Below are 15,292 nucleotides of genomic sequence, written 5' to 3'. Positions count from 1 at the left end.
AAAAGCATTCACCACGAAGGCACGAAGATCACGAAGGAAAAATAATTGTTTAAACTCAATGTATTGAAAACTTCGTGTCCTTCGTGCCTTCGTGGTGAATAAGTTTTTAAAATGATTTTTGATAATACTTTCACAGTCTCGTACGCGATGCGTACCTACCGCTTTGCCATAAATTTATCCGGCAAAAAAACGATGTGATCGCATCGAGTTGGATTTATAATCCTTTGAAAATAAATTAATTATGCAATGGGGTGAACCTATGACGACACCACTTAAAACTGTACTCGTAGTCGGCGGTGCCGGTTACATCGGCTCCCATATGGTCTGGCTGCTCGGCCAGAAAGGCGTCGATGTCGTCACACTCGACAATCTTTCCAGCGGACATCGGGATGCGGTGCTGCACGGCAAATTCGTTCATGGCGACATTGCCGACCGGCTGGTACTTGACAAGGTGTTTAGCGAGCACAAGTTCGATGCGGTCATGCATTTTGCTTCGTTTATCCAGGTCGGCGAATCGGTGCAGGACCCCGCCAAGTATTATCAGAACAACTTCACCAACACCCTTAATCTGCTCAATGCGATGCGGACTCACAATGTCGGCAGGTTCATTTTCTCTTCCACCGCGGCGATTTTCGGCGAGCCGGAATACAGCTCTATCGATGAAGCCCATCCCAAGCGGCCGATTAATCCTTACGGCTGGAGCAAGCTGATGGTGGAACAGGCCTTGGCCGATTATGACCGCGCTTACGGCCTCAAATCGGTTTGCCTGCGCTATTTCAATGCCGCCGGAGCGCATCCTGACAGCCTGCTCGGCGAACGGCACGATCCCGAAACGCATCTCATCCCGCTGATATTGCAAGCCGCCTCAGGCCACCGGCAGAACATTACTGTGTTCGGTCGTGATTACAAAACGCCCGACGGCACCTGCATTCGCGATTACATCCATATCCTCGACCTGGCCGAAGCGCATTGGCTGGCCTTGCAATACTTGCAAGCGGACGGGCAAACTACCGCGTTTAACCTGGGCAACGGCAACGGTTATTCCGTCGAGAGCGTCATCCAGGCGGCCAGGCGCGTTACCGGCAAGGCTATCCCTGTGCTGGAAGGCCAGCGCCGGGAAGGCGACCCAGCCCAGTTAGTGGCCAATGCCGATGAAATAAAGCTGAGGCTGGGCTGGCAACCGGCCTATGCGGATTTGGATACCATCGTGGCGCATGCCTGGCAATGGGAATGCAGCCGGAAAGCGAGTTGATCAGGGCTTTGCTAAGTATTTAACGATATACCTGTTTTGTATCATCTGACTTAGAGTATCTAATTTATAGATAAGTTCTAATTCGAGATTCTTTGCAAGACAGGAGAGCTGCTATGACAGCAAGAGAGCTGACCAAACAAGCTTTCAATCTTTACGACAGCATTAGGGCGCAAAGCAATAAAACTTCAGACTGTACAGAGGATAAGGTGCGTTTATATTTTTTGGGACGCAAAGCCTTCTATCGATATAAGCGCCGCCTGAAAGCCGAATAAGCGATGAGCGGATATTCATTGGTAGCAGCCTCGGGCGGCAGGAGCGCATATACAAACAAACATTCATGCGAGCGCAGGAATGGCAGAAGATTGATTAAGGAAGCTTGCAAGCTATATGACCAGCTTAACGACAAGATTATGGAAGAGGGCAATAAACTCTATGTTTGCATGAACTTTAAGGAGCGCCTCTGTCGACTTGCAATTCGAGCCCATAAAAGATATATGCGGCGGCAGGTGCGCTTTCGTGCGGATGAGTAAAGCAAGCATTTTGAATTTATCTGCTCATGGTTCACCCACGCTTTATTCTAAAGTCTTAACTGTCACCGTAGCTAAGCGGACTTTTCAAAAACCTTCGGGATATCAAGTTAAGCCGGTTTTAATTACATTCCGTATTCATAGATCGTACTCCTTGTTTTCGGCCTGAATTACCGGTTCGATGTCTCTTAGCCGGTAGCTTCAAGTCGGTTAGCATGCGAGGATAATCGAAGCCTGACATTTTTTCTGGAGTGCTTATGGACCCTAAAGATTTTGTAACGTCCTCTTATGGCGTACGGATGCCACGGATTATTTACGGTACGGCCTGGAAGAAAGAGCGTACCGCGGCACTGGTAGAACAGGCTATCGGGCTGGGTTTTCGCGGCATTGATACCGCCGGTCAACCCAAACATTACAATGAAGCGGGAGTCGGCGACGGCGTGGCCGCTTGCCTGCATCGCGGCATGGATCGCAGCGAGCTTTATCTGCAAAGCAAATTCTCGCCGTTGAGCGGCCAGGACCCGATGCAAGTGCCTTATGATCCTAACGCCGGACTCGGCTCACAAGTGGCGCAATCATTCCAAACCTCGCTGAAAAATCTGCAAACTCCTTATCTGGACTGTCTGGTGCTACATTCGCCGCTGGCGAGCCGGCAGAGCACAATGGAAGCGTGGCAGGCGATGGAGCTGATCTTCCACAGCGGTGGGGCCAAGCAACTGGGGATCAGCAATTGTTACGATCCCCGGCAGTTTGAGCTTTTGTATCAGGAGGCCGAGGTTAAACCCGCTGTCATCCAGAACCGTTTCTATGCCGAGACCGGGTACGACCGGGCCATCCGCGCTTTTTGCCGGGAGCATCGGATTATTTACCAAAGCTTCTGGACGCTGACCGCCAATCCCACTGTTTTGGCTCATCCGGCGCTGCAAATGTTGTCGATGAAGTACCAACGTAGCGCCGCGCAAATATTTCTCCGCTACCTGAGCCAAATCGGCATCATTCCGTTAACCGGCACCACCTCGGAACGTCACATGCATGAAGACTTGGCGATTTTCGATTTTGAACTGGCCTCCGACGAGTGCGAGGCGGTGGAGCGCTTGCTTTGGTGATGGTGGCTTACTCGATATCCAAGGCCGAAATACAAGATGCCGGGCAGATTGCCGCTCTGGTCAACTCGGCTTATCGCGGCGAATTCAGCAAGCAAGGCTGGACCACGGAAGCCGATTTAGTGATGGGTCTTAGAACCGGGACGGATGAAATCGAACGATTAATCACAGCTGACGATTCGATGTTTTTGTTGTACAAGGCTGAAACGGAATTGATCGGATCGGTGCATCTGCAGAAACAGGCGGATCAGGTTTATCTCGGCATGCTGGCAGTAAGCCCGCCGTTACAGGGCAGGGGCATCGGCAGACAATTGCTGCGGGCAGCGGAGCAAGTCGCACAGCAAACCTGGGCCGTTAATAAATCGCTTATGTTGGTCATATCAAGTCGAAGCGAACTGATCGCATTCTACGAACGGAACGGTTACCGGCGCACCGGAGTCAGCAAGGCGTTTCCGCTGAATCCTGATCTTTGGACGCCAAAGTTCGCTGATTTGCGCTTGGAGATATTGGAAAAAATCCTGCCGGCGGATTGAGCGTTTTAAACTCAGGCGGATTTAAAGCGCAACTTTATTGCGCTAACAAAGCCCCACGTCACTTACAGTACGCTAAAAACCATTAAGCGTAGCCATGATATAATGGCCGGCCTAAATTAAGGTTGACCAATGACTAAAAACACTAATCAAACAATGGAGCTGCACCCGCTCTGCACCTATTTTCCACGGATGTCCGAGGCTGAGTTTGACTCGCTTAAAGATAATCTTCTGGCTAACGGACAAACCCACCCTATTTATACGCTTGACGGCATGATTCTGGATGGCGGCAATCGCTATCGCGCATTATGTGAGCTGGGCATCGCGCCGGTATTGATTGAGTACACCGGCTCGAATCCTACGCAGTTTATCCTGTCGTCGAACTTACATCGCAGGCATTTAACGCAGGGCCAGTCTGCGGCCATCGTATCGGCTTCGCAAAGTTGGGTAAATGCCCAGGCAACGGATAATTCCCAGTTACGCGATACCGTGCAATTAAATACTGCCACCGCCAGGGCCAAGCAGTCCGGAGTCGGGCAGCGTACTCAACAGCTAGCGGATAAACTGGTCAAGGAAGCGCCGGCTGAGCTGGTCAAGGAAGTGATAGACGGCAAAAAGAGCCTCAATAAAGCCATTAAAGAGATCACGCCGCCAAAGCCCGCTCCGGTTGTCGAGCGGGAACATGAGGAAAGCCGCGAAGAGCCGTTGAGCGGTGCGGCTGACGATCAGCAAGGTGCGGTAACAACCTTTGACGTTGATAACGAGGCCGTGCTGAAAGTGATTGAGTCTGACGATGGTGCTGTACCTTCGATTGAAGAGCTTAAGAAATTAACCGAATTAAACAGGCTTTTAAACGAGCGCATCGATGAGTTGGTGGATGAAAGAGATGAAGCGATTAACGCTGCCAAACACTGGAAGGAGCAGTTCTTAAGACTTGAAGCTGAGCTCAAGGAATTACAAAACGACGGCGCTTAAAAAGTCGATTGCGGCCGGATAATCTCGTATTGCAAACAAGCGCATGAAAATCATGATGAACGACATTCCAAGCCAAGAGAACCTTCAATAATGCTCACATTACCTTCCGTATGGAACCTGGTTATATCCACTCTTGTGTTTTTTATCGCAGCCAGATATTTCCACCGCTATCTTGATGTGCAGGGAATACCCAAGGGCATGACCCGCGGCATAGTAGTGTTTTCACTGGCTTCCGTGGTGTCGTGGGGATCAGGAGAGATGGTGGACTGGACCCAGGAAAAAATAGAGGGGCCGAGGCCACAGGTAGCGCAAAGCTCTGACGATCTGTCGCAACTGCTGACGGTGCTGGGTCAGGGGCGACCTTTGGCAGGGTTAAAGGGGGCGAATTAGAAGCTTCAGGCTGCTTTCAATAGTAGCCTGAAGGCCTGCCCCAATACTCAGGTTGGTGTTGACGAGTATCGCCGACAGCCAATGCTTTCAGCTGTTTTGCAGCACCAGCAAACGATTATTGGCGAGCATGGCAATATCGTTTAACAAGCTAAAGCCACAGGATGTCGATAAAGACATGATGTCTTCAAAGTTTCTAATGCCGCTTAAGGTATTTTGACTTTTAAGCCATTGATCGAAATAAGCATTGCTGTCGCTGGTATAAGCGCCGTTATAGTTGAACGGGCCGTAAATACAAATAAGCGCCTTTGCGTTTAGATATTCGGCCAAGCGGTCAAACAGTATTCGCACTTCATCCCAGCTCATGATGTGCAGCGTATTGGCGGTGAATAATGCGTCAATAGAGCTGCATGGCCACAGCGCATCCGTAACATCCAGCGTTAATGGCGGTTTCAAGTTGGCTAGTTTCGCTTCTTCCCGCCATAAACCGATGCCGGGGATATTTTCACTCCTGTCGGTAGGCTGCCATTCAAGATGCGTCAGGTGTTTGGCAAAATAACAAGCATGCTGACCCGTACCGCTGCCGATTTCCCAAACGGTTGTGGGCTGGCAAAAAACCGTTCTAATAACCTGTAAAATGGGGTCTTTGTTGTTTTCACAGGCCTGAGAAAAAGGTTTGTGGATCATGTACTGGATAGGTTGATATGATTGTGTTGTTTTAACTGTACTGTTTTTAAAAATGGAAGTAAAACAAATCGATAGTATGACACAAGTGGATTGTACGGCCTGGAATCGACTTGCCGGCGACGCCTATCCGTTTTTACGGCATGAGTTTTTATCGGCGCTGGAACAAAGCGGTTCGGTATCCGCGCAAACGGGTTGGGAGCCTGCGCATTTGCTGGTTATGGATGAAGAGGAGCTGGTTGCTTTTATGCCGTTGTATCTGAAACGGCATTCCTGGGGTGAATATGTATTTGACCAGTCCTGGGCCCAGGCTTACCGGCAGCAGGGACTCGATTATTACCCGAAATGGTTGACAGCCATCCCGTTTACGCCTTGCCAGGGAGCGCGTATTGTCAGTAAAGCGGCTGCCGACCCGCTCGAAGTTGTGCAGTTATTACTGGGCTTTATCAAACAGCTTTCCGATCAGCGGGATATTTCTTCATGGCATTGCTTGTTTCCTATCGAACACCAGGCAGAGCAACTCCGGTCATTGGGCTTGAGTATTCGCGAGGGCGTGCAGTTCCACTGGTTCAACCGGGGCTATCATGACTTCAACGATTTTCTGCAAACCCTGAATGCCGGTAAACGCAAAATGCTCAAGCGCGAACGCCGAAAGATTAGCGAGCAGGGCGTCAGTTTGCTGCGTATTGCAGGGCCGGACGTCAGCGAAGCGCAATGGCGGGCGTTTTTTCGTTTTTACACGATGACCTATTTAAAAAGAGGCTCGCAGCCGTACCTGAATCCGGCATTCTTTCAGCAAATAGCCGCAACCATGGGCGAGCAATTATTGCTGGTTCTGGCAGTTAAAGAAGATAAGTATATTGCCGCAGCGCTAAGTTTTATTGGCGCAGACACCTTGTATGGCCGCTACTGGGGCTGCGATGAAGAACACCATAGCCTGCATTTTGAGACCTGTTATTACCAGGGGTTGGACTATTGCATTGAACATGGCTTACAGCGCTTTGATTCAGGCGCTCAAGGCGAACACAAGATTGCCCGTGGATTTGAGCCTATCACCACTTATTCCGCGCATTGGATCAAGGATAACCGGTTTGCAAAAGCGATCGGACGCTTTTTAGTCGGGGAGCAAGAAGCCATGCGCCTCTATAAACAGGATGCAGCCACTTATCTGCCCTTTAAACAGTCCAACTAAGCAGATATGAGTAGGGACAGCGCGAGCATCAATAGTCGCTTCTCAGGCTCACTTTTAAGGCGCTTGCTTTCGCGATGGCAATGAGAAAATCATTGCAACCTGTAGGGCGTTTTGTAAAATTACCCGGCTTTATACCCATTCTAACTTTAAGAGTAACTGATTATGCAAAATGGTTTCACTGTCAGACCGAATCTGAATCTAGCTGCCGCTTGCCTGGCTTTGTTTCTTGGCGGTTGTGCGTCCGATCCTGTGCCTGTGTCTGAGCCAATTCTTTCCGGCGAACAAATGCTGAGCGAAAGCCAGGGTATCGCGAACTTGGGCGATAGATGGAAAAAAGGTAAGCAAATGGTTGATCGCGGCAATATATTGGTTCGGGAAGGTCAAAATAAAATTGATGAAGGCAACCGGCTGATTGCAGAGGGTGAAAAAGTGAAGCTCGAAAGCGAGGAGAGCTATAAGAGCATAAAAAAATAAAATGGATTTTGACGCGTATAAAAACCGCAACGATAGGGTTGCGGTTTTTATAGCAGGTTACTTGTATCCCAATGCCGCCGGCTTAATGAATCATCTCTAAATCGGATGTTTCATTGGGATAAATCTGGACAAAGACGACACGCGATTCATTCATTTTCCTGACCACGACATCGAATTGCCTAAACTCAATTCTTTGACCTTCCATCGGAATGTTGCGCAGTTTGGCCATGATAAGCCCGCCGATTGAGACTTCATCCTCCAGCTCAAGTTCTTCGTTCTCGATATCAATTCCCATAATTCGCTCCAGCGAAAATATCGGCAGACTGCCTTTACCGATCAGCGTGCCGTCATCGAGCCGCGTCCAATCATTGTTGTTGGGGCGGAATTCGTCGCGTATCTCGCCGACCATTGCGCTTAACAAATTATCCAGGGTGATGAAGCCCTGCGGCTTTTGCCCTTTTTGACCAATAATGGCAAAGTGTGATGTTCCCATACGAAATTGACGGAATAATTCCAGCGCAGGCGCGTGCGGCTGAATGTACGGGACAGGCCGCAAGTAATTGCTCAAATCGTCAATCGTTTTGCCTTCTTGCTGAGCGAAAAATAAATCTTTTAAATGAATCACTCCCAATACATCAATATCGTTGGCGTCGAAATAGGGATAACGGCTGTAGCGTTTTTGAGACATGGTTTGCAGGTTTTTTTGCAAGGACGCGTTGCGGTGCAATGAAACGATCTCATGGATCGGGCGCATCAGGTCGGACACCTCAAGTTCGCTGACATCGAGCGTTTTCGCCAGAATATTCCACTCGTCGCGGCTAAACCGCTCATCGGGAAGGTTGCTGCGTAAAATCAGTTTAAGCTCGTTTGCCGAATAGTGGGCGTCATGACCATGAGCGCCGTTTAAACCGAATAGGCGCAACACTAAATTGGCACTGGAATTCAGCAGCCAAATCGCAGGATACATCAGCCAATAGAATCCGTAGAGCGGCGCGGCGCTCCATAAGCCGACCTTTTCAGGGTTACGGATCGCCAGCGATTTTGGCGCAAGCTCGCCGACGACAATATGCAGAAACGAGATTATCGAAAAGGCGAAGGCGAATGAGATGCCGTGGATCATTTCCGGCGACGTGATATTTATCCTGGCGAATACCGGTTCCAGCAGGTCGGCGAAGGCCGGTTCGCCGATCCAGCCCAGGCCAAGCGAGGCGAGCGTAATGCCCAGCTGGCACGCCGATAAATAGGCGTCCAGTTTTGCATGCACCAGCCCTAAAATGCGCCCGCGCCAACCCTGTGTTTTAACAATCGAACGAATGCGCGTTTGTCGCAGCTTGACGAGGCCGAACTCTGCGGCCACAAAAAAGCCGTTGAGTACAACCAGCAATAAAGCGGCAACGAGCGGTAAAAAATGATTCATAGAACCTTGATGTTTTGATGGAAAAAAGCATTGACGCCGTCGAGCATGCATAGCATGGCGGCTATTTGAAGCCCGTATGCAAAAAGCGAAGCGGCATATATAAGTTTAACTGTACTCTCTAAGCGCGCGATTTAGAAGTCATTGCCGCCCGGTTTGACCTCTTCTTGCAGGTAAGTCTGTTCCTGATAATGCCGGCTATACCAAACAAACCCTACGGCTGTTGCCAGCATCAAGGCGGCGAAAAACCAGAAGTAGCCGGCTCCGGCAAGATCGCTGGAACCGTCGGGATTGCCAATGAAAAAATTCACCGCGCTGGTAAACAGGTTGCCAAGCGCAACGGCCGCCATATAAAGCGACATTACCAGGGATTTCATCGATTTTGGTGCTTGAGTATAAGAAAACTCAAGGCAGGTGATCGAAACCATCACCTCAGCCGAGGTCAGCAACAGGTAAGCCAGCAACTGCCAGGCAATGTTGGGCGGAAACCCTGCATCTATACGCAACTGAATGAAAGCGATCAACACAAACGACAGGAATGTGATAAACAGGCCAATCGTGATTTTGTTCAGATAACCCAAGCTAGTATGCTTGCCCAATTCCGGATAGATATACCGGTGAAACAGGGGGATGAGCAGGACGATCAGTAATGGATTGGCGGCTTGAATCTGCGAGGGCAATATCTCGATACCGAATATCCGTCTGTCCATATGTTGTGCCTGCAAGACCCAGGATGAACTGTTCTGGTCGAATAAGGCCCAAAACATCGCAATGAACAAATAAATCCCGCTTAACCGGCCCAGAATACGCAGACCTTCGCCACTTAGGGCTTCACGTACAAAGTTCATGCCGGTAGGCGGGATATGTACGAATCGGTACCGTCCCGACCAGAATAGCAGCGTTGCCGACAGCATTAACAAGCCCGGCACCAGAAAAGCAACCGGCGCGCCCTGGGTTTTGAGCAGCCAAGGCACCAGCAACATAGCAATAAAAGCTCCCAAGTTAATCGTCAGGTAAAACCAGCTGAACACCTTGCCAAGCAGATGCCGATTGCCGCTGCCAAACTGGTCGCCAACATGCGCAGACACACAGGGCTTGATGCCGCCGGCGCCCAATGCGATTAATGCCTGTCCCACTAGCAGGCCGGTTCGTGTGTTATCCAGTGCCAGACAGAAAAGACCCAAGCAATAAACGATGGATAATGACATGATCGTCCGGTACTTGCCCCACAAGCCATCGGCCAGCAACGCGCCTAGCAGCGGCGTGAAATAGGTAATGGACACAAATAAGTGAAAATACGCCTGAGCCTCGGTTGAGGTCATCGGCGCAAATCTGCCGTCGGCATCCATCAGGTATTGGGTCATGAATACCACCAAAACAGCCCGCATGCCGTAGTAACTAAAGCGTTCGGCAAGCTCGTTGCCGATGATGAAAGGAATGCCGGCGGGTATCTCAGTGGAAGGAACTGGGGCGGTAAGATATGGGATTTTCATAAAATGATACACCTCATTGATTCTGATGCCATTTCCGTAAACTGCCATGCCCGCCATAACACGGGAGCGGGAGCGGTATCCAAACCGGCTTGCGCCGGAAAGCGTTATGCGCGGTCGAACTTTATATTTGCGTCAAGCGCCTGCATGGAGGCTTAAATATTGAAGAGGCACTTGGGGCGATGTCGATCAGCGCCTGTTTGATTGATACTGTTGTGGCCGTCAGGATAAAAGATGAAGACGGCCACTGCAATGTTGACAGGTATGCGTCACTGCATCCTACAGGCATGCATTATTTAGCTTTAATCAGTTCCTTGTCGCCGCTGGAAAAGTGACATTTTTTTACGGTAAAGGTGCCGCAATCTTTTGATTCTTCAATTTTTGCGCCGTTCGGGCTGAGCTTTATTTTCAGTTCGCAAAAGCTGGCTTCGCTTTCGGAATGTTTTTTCAGGACCAGCTCGTTTTCGCCGGTGCTTTTGGCTTTACCGGTAATAGTCTCGGAGCAGTGGGCTTTTTCGGCGGCAGAATCAAAGTCGACGTCGGCGCTGACAACGTAATCGTCATTGGGTATTTGGGTAACTTTAAGGTGACGGACAGTGTCGCCGTCGCGCAGTACATAATGATCGGTAGCGGCAAAGACGTTACCGGAGATCAGCATTGATATAGTCAGAAACAAACTTTTTTTCATGGTGTTACTCCTTGTTTGATTAAAATTTGATCAACATGGTAGCAGGCAATGGTTTGTTGCTGTTCATGTCGTCTTCGATGTATTGGCACAACTGGCAATTATTGTACCTTACTGCAAGCTGTTACTAAAAGGCGACGCAATGAATTACATACGCATTGATAGCCCGTACATTAGCCTGTTTATGCGGCTATAATATTGAAATAACTCCAGTCCTTACAGGCTGTACTTTGTGGCGCAACGCGCCTTAACTGTATATTCCACGCGGTGCGTGGAAATGAGACATAAGGCTTTTAATGGCTAACAATTTGATTTTCTCACCGCAAATTCCGCATCAAAATAATCAAACCCTCACCTGGACGGGTTTGACAGGCTGCGGTGACTCTCTGGCGCTGGCTTCGGCCATTAAAAATGAAGATCGCCTATTTGTTATTGTCACGCCGGATAATCAGACCGCTTTGCGGCTTGAGCATGAGCTAGCGTTTTTCTTGCAAAATGAACACCCCATCTTGCATTTCCCCGATTGGGAAACCTTGCCTTACGATGTTTTCTCGCCGTTGCCGGAAATTATCTCGGAACGCTTAAAGACGCTGGCGTTATTGCCGCAAGTGAAACGCGGCGCGCTGGTGGTTTCGGTGACGACATTGATGCACCGCTTGGCGCCCCGCGAACATGTTTTGGCCAATAGTTTTGCCGTTAAAGTCGGCGATGATTTTAATCTGGAACTGAACCGCATCAAGCTGGAAAGCGTGGGTTACCATTGCGTTTCGCAGGTTTACCAACACGGCGAATTCGCGGTCAGGGGCTCGATAGTCGATTTGTTCCCTATGGGCAGCAAGGTGCCGTACCGTATTGAATTATTCGATGAAGAAATCGAATCCATCCGCACTTTCGATCCCGAAACGCAACGGTCATTGGAAAAAATCGACCGGATTCAGTTATATCCTGCGCGGGAGTTTCCGTTTACCGATGAGGCCATCAAGTGTTTTCGCCAGGCCTTCAGGGAGGCTTTTCCGGAAACTTCGCCCAAGAATCATTTTTATCTGGATGTCAGTAAAGGCATCGCGCCCGGCGGCATCGAATATTATTTGCCGTTGTTTGTAGAGCGCATGGCGTCCTTATTCGATTACCTGCCGGCATCGGCGGTGTTGGTGACGTCGGACACTTTTGATGCAACATCGCGCGCTTTTTATGCCGAAGCCGAGGACAGGTTCCAGCAGCGGAAATACGATGTGGACAGGCCGCTGCTGAAGCCGGAACTGTTATTTCTGTCCACGGATGAGCTGGCGCAACGAACCGGGGCCTTTGCCCGGATTATTCTCGACGGAATGGATGCAGCAGTAATTGCCGAGGGCAGCATCGCTTTCAACTGCCGTCCACTGCCCAATGTCACCATCGATGCCAAGCTGGAGCAGCCTGCCCAGGCATTGCAGCAGTTTGTTGGCGGCTTTGCCGGCAAGATTTTGTTTGTCTCGGAATCGGCGGGTCGCCGCGAAGCCTTAATGGACAAATTAAGGCAGTACAAAATTACCGTCAAACAGATTGAAAACTGGGATAAATTTCTGCAATCCGAAGTATCGCCGTGCCTTACTGTTGCACCGATGGATCATGGCTTGCTGCTTGAGAATCCTGCGCTTGCCATTATCACCGAAAGCCTGCTGTCCGGCGAAAAGGCCCAGCAACGGCGCAGACGCCGCAAATCCGGCGCGCATGAACTCGAAAATATCGTCAATAACCTGAATGAACTGACCATCGGTTCGCCGGTCGTGCATCAGGAGCACGGCGTCGGCCGCTATGTGGGCTTGCAGACTTTGGAGATTGCCGGTATTGCATCGGAATTTCTGACCCTGGAATACGCGAACCACGACAAACTTTATGTGCCGGTTTCGTCCCTGCATGTGATCGGTCGCTACACCGGTATGAGCCCGGAAAATGCGCCGTTGCATAAGCTGGGCGGCGACCAGTGGAGCAAAGCCAAGCAAAAGGCCATTAAGCGCATCCGCGATGTCGCCGCGGAATTACTGGAGATTCATGCCAAAAGAGCGGTCAAGCAAGGCCATGCTTTTGCGGTTGAAAATGTCGAATACGCGGCTTTTGCCGATGCGTTCCCGTTTGAAGAAACGCCGGATCAGCAAACCGCCATCGAGGCGATACTGGACGACATGGCCAGCCCTCATCCGATGGACCGGGTCATCTGCGGCGATGTCGGTTTCGGGAAAACCGAAGTGTCGATGCGCGCGGCCTTTATCGCCGTGCAAAACGGCAAGCAGGTGGCGGTTTTGGTGCCGACCACGTTGCTGGCTCAGCAGCATTACCAGAATTTCCGCGACCGTTTTGCCGATTGGCCGGTGCGCGTCGAAGTGCTGTCGCGTTTCGTTACCCCAAAACAGCAAAAAGAAATTACCGATGATCTGGAGCAGGGCAAGGTCGATATTGTGATCGGTACGCACAAGCTGTTGTCGAAAGAGATCAAGTACAAAGCGCTGGGGCTGGTGGTGATTGATGAAGAGCACCGTTTCGGCGTGACCCAAAAGGAACACTTCAAAAAACTGCGTAACGAGTTGGACATGCTGACCCTGACCGCAACGCCGATTCCTCGTACGTTGAATATGGCGATGTCGGGCTTGAGGGATATTTCCATTATCGCCAGCCCGCCGCCCAATCGGCATGCGATCAAAACTTTTATCAGCGAATGGATAGACGCGCAGATCAAGGAAGCCTGCTTGCGTGAAATCAAGCGCGGCGGCCAGGTGTTTTTTTTACATAACGATGTTAAATCGATGGAAAAAATGGCCAGGGAATTGGAAACGCTGGTGCCTGAAGCACGAATTGAAATGGCGCACGGGCAAATGCCGGAACGCGAGCTGGAGCGCATTATGTTGGATTTTTACCACCAACGCTTTAACCTGTTGTTGTGTTCCACGATTATTGAAAGCGGCATCGATATTCCCAGCGCCAATACCATTATCATCAATCGCGCCGATAAACTGGGCTTGGCGCAATTGCACCAATTGCGCGGCCGGGTAGGGCGTTCGCATCATCGGGCTTATGCGTATTTTGTCGTGCCGCCAAAATCCTTGTTGAGCAAAGACGCTATCAAGCGACTGGAAGCGGTCGAGGCCTCCGGCGATCTGGGCGCGGGATTTATGCTGTCGTCGCACGACATGGAAATTCGCGGTGCGGGCGAATTGCTCGGCGATGATCAAAGCGGGCAAATCCAGGAAATCGGCTTTACGCTGTACACCGAGTTGCTGGAGCGTGCGGTCAATGCATTAAAATCCGGCAAGCAGCCGGAACTCGACACGCCGATAGACCGTGGGCCGGAAGTCGATCTGCAAACTTCCGCATTGATTCCGGAAGATTATCTGCCGGATATTCATGGCCGCCTGGTGCTGTACAAGCGCATATCCAATACTGAAACCAAGGATGATTTGCGCGAGTTGCAGGTCGAAATGATCGATCGTTTCGGCTTATTTCCGGAGCCCGTGAAAACATTGTTCAGCGTCGCTGAACTCAAGCAGCAGGCCGAAAAACTGGGCGTCAAGAAAATAGAGGCCAACGCCGGCGGCGGGCGCATTATTTTTTCGGCGACGCCGAACATTAATACCGATCAGTTGATATCCCTGATACAAACCCAGGCGCAGGTTTATAAATTCGACGGTGCGGACAAGTTAAGGTTTATCAAGCCGTTTGAAGCGACCGAGCAGAAGCTTGAGTTTATAACCGAGTTGCTGGACAAATTAACCATCAAACCGGCGGTAAAAAATGACGATGCTTAAAATAATGGCTTACAGTCTGGCGGCTATGCTGTTTTGCAGCCCTGCTTTAGCGGAAAACAGCGCTTATCAGATAGAGCTTATGGTCTTTTCGCAGGCCATGCCCACTACCGAAGTTTTTGAGCAAACAACCAGCGAAATCAGCTGGCCGTCTGGCTTGACTGAACTGTCCGCTTATAACAAACCGGATGCCGCCACATTGGACAACAGCTATGCGGCAATAGCCAAGGATTCGGCTTACAGGCCTATCATGCATGTTGCCTGGGTTCAGCCGAAAGCGGCAGGGGAGCTGAGCGCTCCTGTTCATATTCAGGACCCCGACGGAAAGTTGAATGGTTATCTCCAAATTCAACAGGGCCAAGGATTACAGTTGGCCGTTGATCTGGAACTTACCGCTAGTTCGGGTGATGGCTCGGTAATTTACCGGTTAAATGAAAAGCGCGCCATTAAACTGAACGACGTCTATTATCTGGATCATCCAAAGTTTGGCGTTGTCGTCAAAGTCAGCCCTCTATAAGATTTATAGCCCAAGCGCGGGCATTTTTATCCAGGGACGCGTGCTAAAAATAGTGCTAAGCGATTTTTTATGTTATTAAAAGAGATTAACCTGGACGTTAACAAATAGCAGCGGGATTAGGGGGCTTTCGTTAGTCCAGCCTGGTCTGTCCAAATATTGGCATGGCTCAGGTTTGTCCTGATTGATATCGGCCCATATCAATCAGGACTTTTTAATATGTATCTGGGGTTTGGTAAAAATAAACGGGGTAATAAGTTTGCTACAGGGATCGCAAATACATTGTTAG

14 protein-coding genes are annotated in these 15,292 nt (G+C 50.1%); 10 read left to right on the top strand and 4 right to left on the bottom strand.

The features are described 5' to 3' along the window. Positions 1-259: 259 nt before the first annotated feature. From galE to M0R47_RS00615, 6 genes are all read left to right on the top strand, one after another. Positions 260-1,252, top strand: a complete 993-nt coding sequence (gene galE / locus M0R47_RS00640) for a UDP-glucose 4-epimerase GalE (protein WP_292548943.1) — start codon at positions 260-262, stop codon at positions 1,250-1,252. A gap of 113 nt (positions 1,253-1,365) precedes the next feature. Next, positions 1,366-1,524: a hypothetical protein gene (locus tag M0R47_RS00635; protein ID WP_292548941.1), complete on the top strand. Its 159-nt coding sequence runs from the start codon at positions 1,366-1,368 to the stop codon at positions 1,522-1,524. A gap of 512 nt (positions 1,525-2,036) precedes the next feature. Next, the gene (locus M0R47_RS00630) at positions 2,037-2,885 is read left to right on the top strand and encodes an aldo/keto reductase (protein ID WP_292548939.1); all 849 of its coding nucleotides are present in this window, start codon (positions 2,037-2,039) and stop codon (positions 2,883-2,885) included. After that, positions 2,885-3,415 carry a GNAT family N-acetyltransferase gene (locus tag M0R47_RS00625; protein WP_292549024.1) on the top strand — a complete coding sequence of 177 codons (531 nt, stop codon included), beginning with the start codon at positions 2,885-2,887 and terminating at the stop codon, positions 3,413-3,415. The genes M0R47_RS00630 and M0R47_RS00625 overlap by 1 nt, the downstream gene beginning before the upstream one ends. A gap of 129 nt (positions 3,416-3,544) precedes the next feature. Then, entirely contained in the window at positions 3,545-4,387 is an 843-nt protein-coding gene (locus M0R47_RS00620) for a hypothetical protein (protein WP_292548936.1), read from the top strand. 90 nt (positions 4,388-4,477) lie between these two features. After that, a complete protein-coding gene (locus tag M0R47_RS00615) occupies positions 4,478-4,777 on the top strand; it encodes a hypothetical protein (RefSeq protein ID WP_292548934.1) in 300 nt (99 codons plus the stop codon). Positions 4,778-4,864: 87 nt separating this feature from the next. On the opposite strand, the gene M0R47_RS00610 is transcribed toward M0R47_RS00615, so the two are convergent. Further along, positions 4,865-5,461 carry a DUF938 domain-containing protein gene (locus M0R47_RS00610; protein ID WP_292548932.1) on the bottom strand — a complete coding sequence of 199 codons (597 nt, stop codon included), beginning with the start codon at positions 5,459-5,461 and terminating at the stop codon, positions 4,865-4,867. Between the two features lie 52 nt (positions 5,462-5,513). Between M0R47_RS00610 and M0R47_RS00605 the strand changes: the two genes are divergently transcribed. Together M0R47_RS00605 and M0R47_RS00600 are read left to right on the top strand one after the other, a co-directional pair. Then, positions 5,514-6,650 carry a GNAT family N-acetyltransferase gene (locus M0R47_RS00605; RefSeq protein WP_292548931.1) on the top strand — a complete coding sequence of 379 codons (1,137 nt, stop codon included), beginning with the start codon at positions 5,514-5,516 and terminating at the stop codon, positions 6,648-6,650. Positions 6,651-6,812: 162 nt separating this feature from the next. Further along, positions 6,813-7,124 (top strand): hypothetical protein, encoded by a 312-nt coding sequence (locus M0R47_RS00600; RefSeq protein WP_292548929.1) that lies wholly within the window; start codon positions 6,813-6,815, stop codon positions 7,122-7,124. An 82-nt stretch (positions 7,125-7,206) separates the two neighbouring features. Here the strand turns inward: M0R47_RS00600 and M0R47_RS00595 are convergent, their stop codons facing one another. The 3 genes from M0R47_RS00595 to M0R47_RS00585 all read right to left on the bottom strand — a co-directional run bounded on the left by M0R47_RS00595 (position 7,207) and on the right by M0R47_RS00585 (position 10,716). Next, a complete protein-coding gene (locus tag M0R47_RS00595) occupies positions 7,207-8,541 on the bottom strand; it encodes a hemolysin family protein (RefSeq protein WP_292548927.1) in 1,335 nt (444 codons plus the stop codon). Between the two features lie 131 nt (positions 8,542-8,672). Then, positions 8,673-10,031, bottom strand: coding sequence for a POT family MFS transporter (locus M0R47_RS00590; protein WP_292548925.1), 1,359 nt, complete (start codon positions 10,029-10,031; stop codon positions 8,673-8,675). 289 nt (positions 10,032-10,320) lie between these two features. Further along, positions 10,321-10,716: a hypothetical protein gene (locus M0R47_RS00585; RefSeq protein ID WP_292548923.1), complete on the bottom strand. Its 396-nt coding sequence runs from the start codon at positions 10,714-10,716 to the stop codon at positions 10,321-10,323. A gap of 293 nt (positions 10,717-11,009) precedes the next feature. Between M0R47_RS00585 and mfd the strand changes: the two genes are divergently transcribed. Continuing rightward, positions 11,010-14,492, top strand: coding sequence for a transcription-repair coupling factor (gene mfd, locus M0R47_RS00580; protein WP_292548921.1), 3,483 nt, complete (start codon positions 11,010-11,012; stop codon positions 14,490-14,492). Then, complete coding sequence (locus tag M0R47_RS00575) at positions 14,479-15,006, top strand: CsiV family protein (RefSeq protein ID WP_292548919.1); 528 nt, start codon at positions 14,479-14,481, stop codon at positions 15,004-15,006. Before mfd ends, M0R47_RS00575 begins: the two co-directional genes overlap by 14 nt. Positions 15,007-15,292 lie beyond the last annotated feature (286 nt).

Origin of the sequence: Methylobacter sp. (assembly GCF_023227905.1) — a bacterium.
Taxonomy (GTDB): Bacteria; Pseudomonadota; Gammaproteobacteria; order Methylococcales; family Methylomonadaceae; genus Methylobacter_A.
Note: the sequence above shows the minus strand (reverse complement) of the source record. Positions and strands in the feature narration are given on the sequence as shown.

Excerpts from the sequence above, each read along its gene's own strand:
- galE (WP_292548943.1), top strand. The coding sequence starts at position 260 with ATGACGACACCACTTAAAACTGTACTCGTAGTCGGCGGTGCCGGTTAC.
- M0R47_RS00635 (WP_292548941.1), top strand. The coding sequence starts at position 1,366 with ATGACAGCAAGAGAGCTGACCAAACAAGCTTTCAATCTTTACGACAGC.
- M0R47_RS00630 (WP_292548939.1), top strand. The coding sequence starts at position 2,037 with ATGGACCCTAAAGATTTTGTAACGTCCTCTTATGGCGTACGGATGCCA.
- M0R47_RS00625 (WP_292549024.1), top strand. The coding sequence starts at position 2,885 with ATGGTGGCTTACTCGATATCCAAGGCCGAAATACAAGATGCCGGGCAG.
- M0R47_RS00620 (WP_292548936.1), top strand. The coding sequence starts at position 3,545 with ATGACTAAAAACACTAATCAAACAATGGAGCTGCACCCGCTCTGCACC.
- M0R47_RS00615 (WP_292548934.1), top strand. The coding sequence starts at position 4,478 with ATGCTCACATTACCTTCCGTATGGAACCTGGTTATATCCACTCTTGTG.
- M0R47_RS00610 (WP_292548932.1), bottom strand. The coding sequence starts at position 5,461 with ATGATCCACAAACCTTTTTCTCAGGCCTGTGAAAACAACAAAGACCCC.
- M0R47_RS00605 (WP_292548931.1), top strand. The coding sequence starts at position 5,514 with ATGGAAGTAAAACAAATCGATAGTATGACACAAGTGGATTGTACGGCC.
- M0R47_RS00600 (WP_292548929.1), top strand. The coding sequence starts at position 6,813 with ATGCAAAATGGTTTCACTGTCAGACCGAATCTGAATCTAGCTGCCGCT.
- M0R47_RS00595 (WP_292548927.1), bottom strand. The coding sequence starts at position 8,541 with ATGAATCATTTTTTACCGCTCGTTGCCGCTTTATTGCTGGTTGTACTC.
- M0R47_RS00590 (WP_292548925.1), bottom strand. The coding sequence starts at position 10,031 with ATGAAAATCCCATATCTTACCGCCCCAGTTCCTTCCACTGAGATACCC.
- M0R47_RS00585 (WP_292548923.1), bottom strand. The coding sequence starts at position 10,716 with ATGAAAAAAAGTTTGTTTCTGACTATATCAATGCTGATCTCCGGTAAC.
- mfd (WP_292548921.1), top strand. The coding sequence starts at position 11,010 with ATGGCTAACAATTTGATTTTCTCACCGCAAATTCCGCATCAAAATAAT.
- M0R47_RS00575 (WP_292548919.1), top strand. The coding sequence starts at position 14,479 with ATGACGATGCTTAAAATAATGGCTTACAGTCTGGCGGCTATGCTGTTT.